We start from the raw sequence: 14,287 nt of genomic DNA, 5'->3' as shown, positions 1-14,287 counted from the left end.
CGCCACCGCGTGCCAGCCGCTCGGCACGCCGACGGCCGAGGCCTGCGCCCCGGCCGTCGGCGTCAGATCAGGCGACGGTGCAGGTCGCGCCGTTCAGGGTGAACGACGTCGGCTCGCTGTTGGTCCCGGTGTGGGACCCGTTGAAGCCGACCTCGACGCTCGCGCCCGCGCCGAGGGTGGTGTTCCACGCGGCGGGGGTCACGGTGACGGTCGAGCCGGACTGCGCGTACTGCGCGGACCAGCCCTGGGTGATGGTCTGCCCGTCCGCGAAGGCGAAGGTCAGGGACCAGTTCTGCAGGGCGGTGGCGGAGTCGTTGGTGATCCGCAGCGACCCCGTGAACCCGGTGTTCCACGAGCTCGCGGTGTACGCGACGGTGCACGAGCCGGGGGTGCCGCCCCCGTCCTGTGTCGTCGTGCCGGTCACGGTGCCCGACGTCGCGGACACATTGCCCGCCGCGTCGACCGCGCGCACCGCGTAGACGTGCGCCGTGCCCGCCGCGAGGCCCGTGTCGGTGAACGACGTCGCCGCGACCTCGGCCACCTGCGTCCCGTCCCTGAAGACCCGGTAGCCGGTCACGCCGGTGTCGTCGGTGGACGCGTTCCACGCGAGCGCGACCGTGGAGGTCGTCACGCCGGAGACCCGCAGCCCGGTCGGGGCGGACGGCGCCTGGTCGTCGCCGCCCGGGCCGCCGTCCTCGTCCGTGGTCACGGTGAGCGGCGCGGACGCGGCCGAGACGTTGCCCGCGGCGTCGCGCGCCCGGACGCTCACGGCGTAGGACGTGCCGGCGTCGAGGCCGGTGACCGTGAACGAGGTCGTGGCCGTCGTGCCCACGGCCGCACCGTCGACGAGCACGGTGTAGCCCGTGACGCCGCGGTCGTCGGTGGACGCGGTCCAGCTCACGCTCGCCGACGACGTCGTGGTCGCCCCGGCCGTGAGGCCCGTCGGGACCGACGGCGCGGTCGTGTCCGCGGGGCCGCCGCTGCCGTCGCCCTCGATCGCCGGGTAGGCGTTCTCGACGAGCATCCGGAACTGGGCCTCGAACCACTGGCCCGCGAGCGGGGCGTCGGGCAGGGCGCCGGTGAGCTGGTTGGCGAGCTTGGGCGAGACGAACGTCGGGTCGCACATGCGGTCGAACCGCTTGCCCTGGTCGTTCGGGATGTCGGACGACGCGCCGTCGGACTCGCCCGGAGGCTTGACCCACACGTAGGCGTGCAGGTGCGACTCGGGGAAGCCCGCGGGCGAGGCCTGCGGGCGCTCGCCGATCCCGGCGCCCGCCGGGTTGCACCAGGCGCCGCGGTGGATCCGCCGGTCGACGCGCGACTCGTCCACGTAGGTGTCGAGGCTCGTCGACGTGCTCACCGCCGTCGGGCGGTCGTCGCCGCCCCAGCCGTTGCGCGAGGTGTCGACGAGCATGCCGATCGACGTCGGGAAGCCCTCTGCCACGAGCAGGTCGTAGAGGTGCGCCGTCCAGTCGGTCTCGTCGAAGTCGGCGTTCCACTCGTAGAAGCTCGCCGAGCGCACGGGCGTGCTGCCGAGCTGGACGTCCTCGAGGAACGGCTCGTGCAGGGGCGTGGAGTTGGCCGTGTTCGTGACGAATCCCGCGACGGACGCGTAGCCCGCGTCCGTCGACAGCACGACCTCCTTGAAGAGCTTCGCCGCCGGGCCCCCGTTGCTCGGCCAGCCGAGCCAGCCGGCGTGCGCCGCGTCGATGTAGGAGTACACGTTGCCGACGTCGTGGAGCGCGTCCAGCGCGTACTTCACGCCCTCGCGGTAGTACGGGGCGGACGCCTGGCAGTCGGGCGTGCTGATGTTCGTGATGAGGTTCGGCAGCGAGTCCGGCTCGATGGTCGCGACGATGCGCAGGTCCTCGTAGGCCGGGTCGTCGAGGATGTCGGCGATGACGTCGATGTACTCGGTCTCGTACCGCGCCATGTCCGTGGCGTTGGGCTTGAGCTCCCCGTTGGACGCGAGCGCGTAGCAGTCGCGGCCGGGCAGGTCGTAGATCACGAGGTTGAACACGATCGGCACGCCGGGCTGCTTCTGCGCGACCGCGGCGTCGAGGTGGTGCCGCAGGCCCGGGCCGTCGGCGTTGCCCTCGATCGCGCTGATGCGGTCCATCCAGACCGCGGTGGGCTCCTCGGCGATGGCCCGCATGCGGGACCCGAGGTCGCCGCCGGCGCGGTCGGCGGCGGCCTCGACGTTGGCGGACCAGAAGTCGTTGACGTACTGCGTGGCACCGGCGAACGGGTTGCTTACGCGTGGTTCGGCGGCGCTCGCCGGCGCGGCGGTCGCGACCAGCGGGGCGGCGAGCAGCACGAGCGACGCGGCGACGGCCGCGCCCCTGCGCGGTCGGCTGGATCGGGATGGCACGTGGTCCTCCAAGGGTCCAGGGGCGCGGACGGGTCCGCGCACCGGGCGGCTCTGCCCGGCGGGGACAACGTGACGACCCGTGGCCGTCGTCGGCTACCGCCTGAAACGTTTAGGCGCTCCGCGGTGGCGCCGTCGTCCCCCGCAGGAGGAGACGTGCGGCGGGGCGCTCGCGGTCGAAGGCCGGACGGGTCACGGTCGGGTCGGCGTCGGGGCGCGCGACCGGGCGCCCGAGGCCCAGCCGCGCGACGACGACGTCCGCGACGTGCGCTCCGAGCCGCTGGAACGGGCGGTGCACGGCGGTGAGCGCGGGGGCGACCAGACGGCACGTCGCGGAGTCCTCGCCGGACAGCACCGACAGGTCCCACGGCACCTCGAGCCCCTGGCCCCGGCCCGCCTCGAGCACCGCGAGCGCGGCGACGTCCGTGTCGGTGAGCACGGCGGTGGGGCGCGCGTCGTGCGCGACCAGCCGCGCCGCGCGCGAGCGTGTCTCCTCCCACGTGCGGCACTCGACGACGTCGACCCGGGCCTCCGGGCCGCCCGCGTCGCGCGCCGCCGCGACCAGGGTGCGCGCGACCTCGTCCTGCGCGTCCGAGACCAGGACCGCGATCCGGCGGTGCCCGAGCTCCACGAGGTAGCGGGCCGCGCGGGCGTCCGCGTCGCCCGCGAACCAGGTCCGCGCGCCCGGGTCGGTGGGGTCGGACGGGCCGGGAGCGACCTCGACGAGCGGGATGGCCGCCTCGCGCGCGACCCGGACCCGCGGGTCGCGCGCGTGGGCGTCGACGACGACGTACGCCGCGTGCCGTCGCTCGGACCACGCGGCCTCGAGCTCCCGGGCGCCCGCGTCGCGGTCGTCGGCGACCTCGACGCCGAGGGCGAGGTCGTGCTCCGCGAGGACGGCGCGCATGCCCGCGGCGAGCGCGAGGGCGCGGGCGGGTCCGGCGGCCCCCTCGGCCGCGTGCACGACCTGGAGCGCCACGCTGCGGGCGCTGGTCCGCAGGGAGCGGGCGGCCGCGCTCGGCCGCCAGCCGAGGTCGGCCGCGGTGCGCAGGACGTGGCGGCGGGTGCGCTCGGACACCCCTGGGCGGCCGTTGAGGGCGTAGGAGACGACGGCGATCGACACCCCCGCCGCGCGCGCGACGTCGGTGATCGTGATGCGCCGTGCGGCCGGGCCGACGGCGTGGTGCGAGGGCGGGCCCGCGGACGAGTTGGTGGTCACGCTCCCACACTGTGCCCGGTTTGGGTGCATGATGCCTACCAGGACTCGGTGACGATGACGTGACGAGGACGGTGACGAGGATGTCGACGGACGCGACGAGGCGCCCGAGACAGGCGGGGGAGCACCTGACGTTCGGTGTGCTGTGCCCCGTGGTCGGAGGGTTCTACTTCGGGCGGTCCCTGGCGGGGATCGCCCGGGTCCTGCGGGCGCACGGGCACCGGGTGGTCGCCCTCCAGACCTACCCGGCGGACCTCGACCGCGACGAGTTCCCGGGACCGCCGGGCCGGCGGCCCCTGCTGGGGCGCTCGACGTTCGACGGGTTCGTCGTGATGACGACGGCGCTCGCCGACGCCGAGCTGCGCGAGCTCGACGCGTCGGGCGTCCCGCTCGTGCTCCTGGGGGTGCGCGCGGACGGGCTGCGCGCGCCCGCGGTGTCGCCGGACAACGCGGGAGGCGTCCGCGCCGCCGTCGACCACCTCGTGGAGCACGGCCACGACCGCATCGGCTTCGTCGGCAACACCGAGCAGCGCGACACGCTCGAGCGGTACGACGCGTACCGTGCGGCGCTGGCCGCGCACGACCTCGCCTTCTCGCCCTCGTGGGTCTACCGCACGCGCGACAACCAGGAGGCGAGCGCCGAGACCGCCGCGCGGCGGCTCGCGGCCCGGGGTCTGCCGACGACGGCGACGCTCGCCGCGACCGACCGCAACGCCATCGGGTTCATGCGGGGCCTGCAGGCCAGCGGGTTCGAGCTGCCCGCGGAGCAGGCCGTGGTCGGGTTCGACCACGCCGACTCGGGGGCGCGGTCGCGACCCCGGCTGTCGACCGTCGACCCGTTGCACGACCAGGTCGGCGAGCGGGTCGCCGAGCTGCTCGTGGCACGGGCCCGCGGGGAGAACGTCGGCCGGGAGCACCGGCTGGGCCGGGCGGCCCTCATCCGGCGCGAGTCGTGCGGGTGCCTGGAGGGCACGCAGGGCGAGCTCATCGGCGCCCCGGTCGCCCGGGCGGCGGCCGTGGCGGCGCCCGCGGACCCGGACCGGCCCCTCGACGACGTCGCCCGGGTGGTCTTCGCCTCCGTCCTGGAGCGGTCCGACGTGCGCGGCGTCCTGCGGCGGCGCGGGTCGGACGGGGGCCAGCGCCCGGCCCCGGTCGACGCGTGGCTCCTGGTGCTGCGGCACCTGCTCCGGGGCGCCGCCGACACTGGCGTGGTCCCGCGGGCGGCGGCCCTGCGCTCGCTCGCGGACCGGACGGCGGCCCTGCGCCCGTCGCAGGAGGCGCTCGAGCAGATCGTGCCGGCGCTCGAGGCGGAGGTCGCCGCGCTCGTGCGGGACGTGCGACGGCGTCGCCCGGGTGTGCGCGCGTCCCAGCTCGGCCGGACCGTGCTGTCGCGCGGCGCCCACCGGGAACCCGAGGCGAGCTCCGCGGGCGCCCGGGCCGACGCCGTCCGGGCGACCGCGGCCGAGGTGGTCGTCGCCGTCGCCCGGGGGTGCGCGCACGGCGCCGTGGCGCGCACGGGTCGGCTCGAGCAGGACCTGGTGGACCTCTACGAGGTCGACCTGGGCCTGCTGCGCGGCGACGGCGAGGGCCTGCGGCGCCTCGACTGGCTGCCGCGCGGGGTGGGCGGCACGGCGGCGCTCGCGCTGTGGGAGGACGTCGACGACGACCCGGAGCGCCGCGCGCTGCGGGTCGTGGGTGCGCGCGGCGGGGGGACGGCCGTGGAGCGGCTCGTGGGGTCGGTCCTCCCGACGGCGCAGTTCCCGCCCCGCGAGCTCCTCGACCCGCGGTCGCTCACGGTCGTCGCGCCGGTCGCGTTCGGTCGCTCCGACTGGGGGTTCCTCGTGGTGGGCGGACTCGTGGACACCCGCACGACGAGCACCCGCGAGCGGTACAACCACTGGGCGGCCATGCTCGCCGTCGCGCTGGACCGGGAGGCCCTGGTCACCTCGCTGCAGGAGCAGCAGCGCGCGCTCGCCGACTCGGCCGAGCGCGTGCGCGAGCTGGCGCTCGAGGTCGAGGCGGGGGCCGAGCGGGCCGCGCTCGTGTCCATCGCGTCGCACGACGGCACGTGGGACTGGGACGTCGAGACGGGCACCGTGCGCTGGTCCCCGGCGTGGGCGCGCATCGTGGGCTGCGACGTGGCCGACCTCCGGGACGACCCCGAGGAGTGGCTCGGCCGCGTGCACCCGGACGACCGGCAGGCCGTGCACGCCGCCGTCGCCGCGCAGCTCGCCGGCACGACCGAGCCCCTCGACGTCGAGCACCGGCTGCGGTGCGCCGACGGCGAGCACGTGCGGGTGCGGTGCCGTGCCGTGACCGTGCACGACGCCGGCGGGCGCCCGGCCCGCATGGTCGGCGCGCTCGCCGTCCTGTCCGACGTCGAGCGGTACCGCAGCGAGCTGCGCGAGCGGGCGCTCGTCGACCCCGACTCGGGCGTGCTGCACCGCACCCTCTTCGTCGACCGGCTCGAGCAGGCGATCGGCCGCGGGGGGCGGGTCCCGGGGTACGGCGCGCACGTGCTCGCCGTCGGGCTCGACACGCCGCCGACGGTCCCCGCGCTGCACCGGCTCGGCGGCGCGCTGGGCGCGGCGGGCTCCCTGTGCGCGCTGGCCCCGACCGACCTCGTCGTGCTCCTCGACGGCGTGTCCGACGACGCCGCCCGCCACGCGGCGGTCCGCGCGGCAGGGGCGTGCGGGTCCGCCGTCGTCGAGCACCTGGGGGACGTCACGGGGGCGCCGGACGCGCTCGAGGTGCTGCGGCGCGCCGGGGTCGCGCTCGCACGGCGGCGGGCGCGCGCGCACGGCACGGTCATCCCGTGGTCGGCGTCGTCCGAAACGTTTCGCGCGTTGTGAGAGCCCGCGGACCCCGCCGAGAGTCGAGCGACCCGCGGGGGTGGGGGCGCCGACGACGGCGTCCCCGTGACCGCCGTCGCGGGGCTCGACGACGAGAGGGAGCACGATGCCACGCACGTCCCGGCGCGCAGCGCCACCACCCACCGCCCCGCACGCGCGGGCCGCACGGCGCCGCGCGACGGCTGCGGCGGTCGCCGCGGGCGTCGCGCTCGCGGCCCTCGCGGCGGTCCCGCCGGCGAGCGCGGACCCCGCCCCGGCCCCGTCCACGTCGGCCGGTGCGGCCGCGGCGCCCGTCGACGGCGAGTACACGCAGCGGTTCCTCGAGCTGTACGCGAAGATCCACGACCCCGCGAACGGCTACTTCTCGCCCCAGGGCATCCCGTACCACGCGGTCGAGACGCTCATGGTCGAGGCGCCGGACTACGGGCACGAGACGACGTCGGAGGCGTACTCCTTCTGGCTGTGGCTCGAGACCTCCTACGGCCAGGTCACCGGTGACTGGGAGCCGTTCAACCACGCGTGGGACACGCTCGAGGCGTACATGATCCCCACCACGGAGAACCAGCCCACCAACGGGGCGTACGACCCGGCCAAGCCCGCGACGTACGCGCCGGAGTTCAACCACCCGAGCCAGTACCCGTCGCAGCTCGACTCCTCGGTGTCCGTCGGCACCGACCCGATCGCGGCCGAGCTGCGGTCGACCTACGGCACGCCCGAGGTCTACGGCATGCACTGGCTCGCCGACGTCGACAACGTGTACGGCTTCGGCGCCGCGCCCGGCTCCTCGACGCTGCTCGGGCCGGACCACGAGGGCACGTCGTACATCAACACGTTCCAGCGCGGCCCGCAGGAGTCCGTCTGGGAGACGGTGCCCCAGCCGTCGATCGACGACTTCAGCTACGGCGGCGAGAACGGCTACCTCGACCTCTTCACGGGCGACGCGTCGTACGCGAAGCAGTGGAAGTACACCAACGCGCCCGACGCCGACGCGCGGGCGGTCGAGGCGGCCTATTGGGCGAACAAGTTCGCGACCCAGCAGGGCCAGCCCGAGGCCGTCGCCGACACGGTCGGCAAGGCCTCGAAGATGGGTGACTACCTGCGCTACGCGCTGTTCGACAAGTACTTCAAGACGCCGGGCTGCGAGTCCACGTCGTGCGCCGCGGGGTCGGGCCGGAGCAGCGCGCACTACCTGCTGTCCTGGTACTACGCGTGGGGCGGCGCGCTCGACACGTCCGGCCCGTGGGCCTGGCGCATCGGGTCGAGCCACGCGCACTTCGGGTACCAGAACCCGATGGCGGCCTGGGCGCTCGCGAACGACCCGGCGCTCCAGCCGGCGTCGCCCACGGCGAGCGACGACTGGGGCACGAGCCTCGACCGCCAGATCGAGCTCTTCCAGTGGCTCCAGTCGCCCGAGGGCGGGATCGCGGGCGGCAGCACGAACTCGTGGGACGGCCACTACGCCGACCGTCCCGACGACGTCGCGACCTTCTACGGCATGGCGTACACCGAGGCGCCCGTCTACCACGACCCGCCCTCCAACTCGTGGATGGGCATGCAGGGCTGGGGCGTCGAGCGCATCGCGCAGCTCTACGAGGAGACGGGCGACGAGCGCGCCGAGGCGATCCTCGACAGGTGGGTCCCCTGGGTGATGGACCATGTCACGGTCACGGACGACTCCTGGCAGATCCCGTCCAACCTCGCGTGGTCGGGCCAGCCCGACGACTGGGACCCCGAGAACCCGGGCGACAACGCGGGCCTGAGCGTCGAGGTGACGGGCTACGGCCAGGACGTCGGTGTCGCCGGCGCGCTCGCCCGCTCGCTCATGTACTACGCCGCCGGCGGCGAGGGGCCGCAGCACGACGCGGCGCAGCAGGTCGCGCGCGACCTGCTCGACGCGATCTGGGAGCAGAACAGCGACCCGGTCGGCGTCGCGACGACCGAGACGCGGGCGGACTACGCGCGCTTCGACGACGTGCTGACGTCGACCACGGGCGACGGGACGTACGTGCCGGCCGGGTGGTCGGGGACCATGCCGAACGGCGACGTGATCGAGCCGGGAGCGTCGTTCCTCGACCTGCGGTCGTTCTACCTCGACGACCCGCAGTGGTCGAAGGTCCAGGCGCACCTCGACGGCGGGCCCGCGCCCGAGTTCACCTACCACCGGTTCTGGGCCCAGACCGCGGTCGCGACGGCGCTCGCCGACTACGACCGCCTGTTCGGCGAGGACGTCCCGACGGAGCCGGACACCGAGGCGCCGACGACGCCCGCCGGCCTCGCCGTGACGGGGACGACGGCCACGACCGCCTCGCTGGCGTGGACGGCGTCGATGGACGACGTCCGCGTGGTCGCCTACGACGTGCTGCGCGACGGGGAGGTGGTGGGCTCCACGGCGCGCACGACCTTCACCGACGAGGACCTCGCGCCCGAGACCACGTACCGGTACACGGTGCGGGCGCGAGACGCGGCGGGCAACCTCTCGCCCGTGTCCCTCGGGGCGCAGGCCACGACGCTCGCGGACGACGGCGGGCCCGAGCCCGGCGCGTGCACCGCGACCTACGCGACGCGCGGGTCGTGGCAGGGCGGGTACCAGGGCGAGGTCACGGTCACGGCCGGCCCGTCCGGTCTCTCCGGCTGGACCGTGTCGCTCGACCTCGCGCCCGGCGGCCTGTCGCAGGCCTGGAACGCGACGACGAGCGTCAGCGGGAGCGTCCTGACCGCGACGGACGTCGGCTGGAACGGCACGCTCGCCGCGGGCGGGACGACGTCGTTCGGGTTCGTCGGCACGGGCGCGCCGCCGTCGTCAGCGACGGTCGCGTGCGGCTGACACCTGGCTGACACCTGGCTGAAACCGCGGTGAGGGCGGTCCGCCTCCCGGCGCTCAGAGCGCCGGGAGGCGGACCATGCCCTCCTGCGCGATGGACGCGACGAGCGTCCCGTCCTGCGCGAACACGCGCGCGGCACCGAGCCCGCGGCCGCCCTGGGCGCTCGACGCCGACTGCACGTAGAGGAGCCAGTCGTCGACGCGCGCGTCGCGGTGCCACCACATCGCGTGGTCGAGGCTCGCGATCGACAGGTCGGGCGTGACCCAGCTCGTGCCCGACTCGCGCAGGATCGGCTCGAGCATCACCTGGTCGCACGCGTACGCCATGAGCGCGCGGTGCAGCAGCTGGTCGTCCCCCACGTCGCCGCGCGCCCGCATCCAGACCATCTGGTGGTCCTTGGGCTCGTGGTCGGGACCGAGGTAGAGCGAGCCGCCCACGTGCCGCAGCTCGAACGCTGAGTGGTGCGACCAGAAGCGCGCGATCGGGTGGTCGATGCCGCCGAGCACGTCGAGCGCGGACGGCACCTCCTCCGGCGGCGGGGCGTCCGGCATCGGGGACGAGTGCTCGATGCCGCCCTGGTCCTCCTGGAAGGAGGCGATCATCGACAGGATCGGCTTGCCGTGCTGGATCGCGTGCGTCCGGCGCGCGCTGAACGAGCGCCCGTCGCGCAGCCGCTCGACCGCGAAGTCGATCGGCACGTCGAGGCCGCCGGGCCGCAGGAAGTACCCGTGCAGCGAGTGGGGGAGCCGGCCCTCGGGGACCGTCCGGCCCGCGGCGAGCACCGCCTGCGCGAGCACCTGCCCGCCGTAGACGCGGCCCGTCGGCTGGTGCACGCTCTCGCCGCGGAAGTGCTCGGGGTCGGCGGCCGACCCGTCGCCGTCGCCGACGCGCTCGAGGCGCAGGACGTCGAGGAGGTGGTTCAGCGGGTTGGGGACCTGCTCGCGCGGGGCGGCGTCCGACGTCGGGCCGGGGGAGGCCGCGGAGGTCGACGGCGGCGTGGGCTCGGGGGTCACGGGTGGGGCTCCTTCGCTCGGGCGGCGGGTCGGTCAGTCCTCGAAGGTGTTGAGGAGCGAGTGCGCCGCGCGCTCCAGATAGTCCCACAGCGTCGCCTCGTGGATCGGCGCGAGGTCGAGGGTGTCGACGGCGGCGCGCATGTGGGCGAGCCAGCGGTCGCGCGCCTCGGGGTTGACCTTGAACGGCGCGTGCCGCATCCGCAGGCGGGGGTGCCCGCGCTGCTCGCTGTACGTCGTCGGGCCGCCCCAGTACTGCTCGAGGAACGCGGTGAGGCGCCAGCGCGCCGGGCCGAGGTCCTCCTCGGGGTACATCGGGCGCATGACCGGGTCGTCGGCGACGCCCTCGTAGAACGCGTCGACGAGGCGCACGAACGTCTCGTGCCCGCCGACCTCGTCGTAGAACGTGCGGCTCGGGCGCACCGGCGCGGCGTCGGCCGCCGGGCCGGTCGCAGGTCCGGTCGTGCCGTTCGACAGGCCGGCGACGGGCAGCGTCGTGCGGGGGCTGGGCTCGGTCGTCACCGGCCCATCATCGCACCGGCGTCGCCGCCGTCCGGGCCGCGCGCGGCGACCCGGACGCACGTCACAGCGCGCGTCGGTGCGCGTCAGAGGCCGAGCTCGGCGAGCACCGGGAGGTTCTCGCGGACGACGGCGCGGGCCTCGGCCGCGCTCTCCGCCTCGACGGCGAGGCGCGCGAGCCGTCGGCACTCGTCGACGTCGACCTCGCGCAGGAGCGCGGCGACGTCGGGGATCGCCCGGGCCGTCATGGACAGCGACGACACCCCGAGGCCCACGAGCACGACGGCCAGCACCGGCTGCGAGGCCGCCTCGCCGCACACGCCCACGGGCCGCCCCTGCTGGGCGCCGCCCGCGCACGTCGCCTCGACGAGCCGCAGCACCGCGGGCTGCCACGGGTCGCTCAGCTCGGCGAGCGACCCGAGGAGGCGGTCGGCCGCCATCGTGTACTGCGTGAGGTCGTTCGTGCCGATCGACGCGAACGACGCGCGCGCGAGGATCGGCCCGGCGAGCAGCGCGGCGCTCGGTACCTCGACCATGACGCCGGCGACGTCGAGCCCGTGGGCACGGCAGCGTTCGACGAACCACTCGGTCTCGCCGACGGTCGAGACCATGGGCGCCATGACCCAGACCTCCGCCTCCTCGGCGGCGGCGGCCTGCGCGATCGCGTCGAGCTGCTGCTCGAGCAGCTCGGGCCACCGCGCGGCGGTCCGCAGCCCGCGCACGCCGAGCGCCGGGTTCTCCTCGTCGTCGACCGTGAGGAAGTGGAGCGGCTTGTCCGCGCCGGAGTCGAGGGTGCGGATGACGACCTTGCGCCCGCCGAACTCGCGGAAGACGGTGCGGTAGGCGGCGACCTGCTCCTCGACGGTCGGCGGCTGCTCGCGGTCGAGGAAGCAGAACTCGGAGCGGAACAGCCCGACGCCCTCCGCGCCGGAGGCGGCCGCGGCCGCGGCGCCCGCCGGGTCGCCGACGTTCGCGAGGAGCTGCACGCGGTGCCCGTCGCGCGTGCGGCCCGTGCCGTCGAACGTGCGCACCTGCTGCGACCTCGCCCGCGCCGCGGCGACCTGCTCCTCGGACGGGTGCACGACCACGGTCCCGGCGGCGCCGTCGACGAGCACGACGTCCTCCGGCGCGAGCGCGGCGCTCGCCCCGGTCGCCGCGACGACGGCGGGGATGCCCTTGGCGTTGGCGACGATCGCGGTGTGCGACGTCGGGCCGGCGCCGTCGGTGACGATCGCGAGCACGCGCGCCGGGTCGAGGGCAGCGGTGGCCGACGGCGCGAGGTCGGGCGCGACGAGCACGAACGGCTCGGCGTGCTCGGGCACGCCCGGCGCGGGGCGGTCCGTGAGCGCCGCGACGAGCCGGTCCCGCACGTCGGCGACGTCGCGGGCGCGCTCGGCGAAGTACCCGCCGAGCTCGGTGAACTGCCGCACGACCTCCTCCGCGGCCTCCCACACCGCGCGCTCGGGCACCAGGTGCTCGTCGAGGACGCGGCGGCGCGCGTCGGCCGCCAGGGTGGGGTCGCCGGCCATCGCGGCCGTCGCCTCCAGCACGTCGCGCGTCTCGCCTGCGGCGGCGTCGGCCGCGCGCTGGAGGTCGGCGGCCACCTGCGCGGCCGCGGCGTCGACCCGGCGGGCCTGCGCCTCGTGGTCCTCGCGCGGGCCCATCCGCAGCCCGGGTGCCGGCTCCGCGATCGGCTCCGGCATGAGCACCACCGGCCCGACCACCGTGCCGGGGCACACGCCGATGCCCGTGATGACCTGCCGTGCCTCGTCCTGTGTTCCGCCCGTCACGACCTCGCTCCTGTCCGACTCGGGCGTGCGACCCGGGTGCCCGGGCCGGTGCGCACGCGTGCCCGTCGCCGGCCGACGAGGGGCTGGCGCGCTGCACACCGTCGTTGCGGTGCCGTTGCGCTCCTGCGTCGATCCGGTGACAACCTCGCCAGGAGACTAGGCTGTTGCCAGGTGCACGGCACCCCGACACCCCGGATCCCGCGCGCGGATCCCCAGCCGCGACTCGCCTCAGGAGACACTTTCGATGAGCACCCCCTCGGACCAGAAGGCACAGCAGATCCTCGAGGCCCTCGGGGGCCAGGGCAACGTCGTCGACCTGGAGCCGTGCATCACGCGCCTGCGCGTCGAGGTGACCGACCCGCAGCTCGTCGACGAGGCGCGCCTCAAGGCGACCGGCGCGTTCGGCGTCGTGCGCTCGGGCCGCGTCGTCCAGGTCATCGTCGGCCCGGAGGCCGACAACCTCGCCGCGGAGCTCGACGGCCTGCGCTGACCCCGTCCGGCCCTCCGCCGCGGAGGGCCGGCGCCGCCGGGGACGGACGTGCCCGACGGCGCCGCCCGGCTCAGGCGGAGGGGCCCGCGGAACCGCCGGTCCGGTCCTGCATCGCGGCGGCCGCCGCGGCACCGCGCCGGTCGCGCGCCGCCTGCTCGTCCCGCGCTGCGCCGCGCGGACCGTCGTCGGTCCGGTCGTCGGGCCGGTCGTCGGGCACCGACGGCGAGTGGTCGAGGACGACCACCTGCTGCGCCCCCGCCAGCGGGATCCGCGCGTCGGACAGCCCCTGCCGGACGCGGGCGCGCAGAGCGCGCGCCACCTCCCACTGCATCGCCGCCCGCGTCTTGACCTGCACCTTGAGCTGCAGGGCCTCGGCCGTCATCGACTCGATGCCCGTGACCTCCGGGGGCTCCAGGAAGTACGTACCGAGCACGGGGTCGGCGCCGACGTCCTCGGCCGCGGCGAGCAGCGTCGCGCGCACCGCGTCGACGTCCGCCCAGTACGCCACGCGCACGTCGACCACGGCGCGGCCCCACTCCTGGGTCTTGTTGCCCGTGCGCAGGATCTCCCCGTTGCGCACGAACCACAGGGTCCCGTTGCCGTCGCGGACCTTGGTGACGCGCAGCGCGACCTCCTCGACGGTGCCCGTGACCTCGCCGAAGTCCACGGTGTCGCCCACGCCGTACTGGTCCTCGAGCAGCATGAACGTCCCGGACAGGAAGTCCTTCACGAGGCTCTGCGCGCCGAAGCCGAGCGCGACGCCCGCGATGCCCGCCGAGGCGAGGAACGGCGCGATGTTCACGCCGAGCTCGGTGAGGACCAGGAGCACGATCGTCGCCCCGATGAGGATGTTGGCGACGGACCGCAGCACCGAGCCCACCGTCCGCGCGCGCTGGGCCCGTCGCGCGGACGCGAGCGGGTTCGCGCGCAGCAGGACGCTGCCGACCCCGGAGTCGGCGACGCCCTGGAGCCGCTTGCTGCGCAGCGTCGGTGTCCCCTCGGCGATGTGCTCGGTGATCCTGCGGATGACGCGGCGCACGAGCGCGAGGGCGATCGCGCCGACGCCGATGATGAGGAGCACGCGCAGCGGGACCCCGACGAACCACTCGAACCAGTCGTCGGGGTTGCTCGGGTCGAAGCCGTTGCGGACCTCTTCCGGGACCTCCGCGGGCACGCGCAGGACGGGGGCGAGAAGGGGGTGGGACATGAGCGCAGGGTAC

General features: G+C 75.6%; 9 protein-coding genes. 3 read left to right on the top strand and 6 right to left on the bottom strand.

The features are described from left to right. Positions 1-67 precede the first annotated feature (67 nt). Together ACFC2L_RS02930 and ACFC2L_RS02925 are read right to left on the bottom strand one after the other, a co-directional pair. On the bottom strand, positions 68-2,371 hold the full coding sequence (locus tag ACFC2L_RS02930; protein WP_375822809.1) for a glycoside hydrolase family 6 protein: 2,304 nt from the start codon (positions 2,369-2,371) through the stop codon (positions 68-70). Positions 2,372-2,480: 109 nt separating this feature from the next. After that, positions 2,481-3,587 (bottom strand): LacI family DNA-binding transcriptional regulator, encoded by a 1,107-nt coding sequence (locus tag ACFC2L_RS02925; RefSeq protein ID WP_375822808.1) that lies wholly within the window; start codon positions 3,585-3,587, stop codon positions 2,481-2,483. A gap of 80 nt (positions 3,588-3,667) precedes the next feature. Between ACFC2L_RS02925 and ACFC2L_RS02920 the strand changes: the two genes are divergently transcribed. After that, positions 3,668-6,436, top strand: a complete 2,769-nt coding sequence (locus tag ACFC2L_RS02920) for a substrate-binding domain-containing protein (RefSeq protein WP_375822806.1) — start codon at positions 3,668-3,670, stop codon at positions 6,434-6,436. A gap of 106 nt (positions 6,437-6,542) precedes the next feature. After that, the gene (locus tag ACFC2L_RS02915; protein ID WP_375822805.1) at positions 6,543-9,260 is read left to right on the top strand and encodes a glycoside hydrolase family 48 protein; all 2,718 of its coding nucleotides are present in this window, start codon (positions 6,543-6,545) and stop codon (positions 9,258-9,260) included. A gap of 54 nt (positions 9,261-9,314) precedes the next feature. On the opposite strand, the gene ACFC2L_RS02910 is transcribed toward ACFC2L_RS02915, so the two are convergent. The 3 genes from ACFC2L_RS02910 to ptsP form a co-directional block, all read right to left on the bottom strand. Further along, complete coding sequence (locus tag ACFC2L_RS02910; protein WP_375823160.1) at positions 9,315-10,160, bottom strand: acyl-CoA thioesterase; 846 nt, start codon at positions 10,158-10,160, stop codon at positions 9,315-9,317. A 144-nt stretch (positions 10,161-10,304) separates the two neighbouring features. After that, positions 10,305-10,691: a globin gene (locus ACFC2L_RS02905; protein WP_087472887.1), complete on the bottom strand. Its 387-nt coding sequence runs from the start codon at positions 10,689-10,691 to the stop codon at positions 10,305-10,307. Positions 10,692-10,873: 182 nt separating this feature from the next. Beyond that, a complete protein-coding gene (ptsP, locus tag ACFC2L_RS02900; protein WP_375822803.1) occupies positions 10,874-12,577 on the bottom strand; it encodes a phosphoenolpyruvate--protein phosphotransferase in 1,704 nt (567 codons plus the stop codon). Between the two features lie 208 nt (positions 12,578-12,785). Here ptsP and ACFC2L_RS02895 point away from each other — a divergent pair, with 208 nt between their 5' ends. After that, a complete protein-coding gene (locus tag ACFC2L_RS02895) occupies positions 12,786-13,067 on the top strand; it encodes a glucose PTS transporter subunit EIIB (protein WP_375823159.1) in 282 nt (93 codons plus the stop codon). Positions 13,068-13,137: 70 nt separating this feature from the next. On the opposite strand, the gene ACFC2L_RS02890 is transcribed toward ACFC2L_RS02895, so the two are convergent. Then, positions 13,138-14,274, bottom strand: coding sequence for a mechanosensitive ion channel family protein (locus ACFC2L_RS02890; protein ID WP_375822801.1), 1,137 nt, complete (start codon positions 14,272-14,274; stop codon positions 13,138-13,140). Positions 14,275-14,287 lie beyond the last annotated feature (13 nt).

The sequence above is a fragment of the Cellulosimicrobium sp. NPDC055967 genome, assembly GCF_042269845.1.
Taxonomy (GTDB): domain Bacteria; phylum Actinomycetota; class Actinomycetes; order Actinomycetales; family Cellulomonadaceae; genus Cellulosimicrobium.
This window is presented reverse-complemented; position numbering and strand designations above follow the sequence as displayed.

What these genes read in the sequence shown, in the direction of transcription:
- ACFC2L_RS02920 (WP_375822806.1), top strand. Translation starts at nt 3,668, where the DNA reads ATGTCGACGGACGCGACGAGGCGCCCGAGACAGGCGGGGGAGCACCTG.
- ACFC2L_RS02915 (WP_375822805.1), top strand. Translation starts at nt 6,543, where the DNA reads ATGCCACGCACGTCCCGGCGCGCAGCGCCACCACCCACCGCCCCGCAC.
- ACFC2L_RS02890 (WP_375822801.1), bottom strand. Translation starts at nt 14,274, where the DNA reads ATGTCCCACCCCCTTCTCGCCCCCGTCCTGCGCGTGCCCGCGGAGGTC.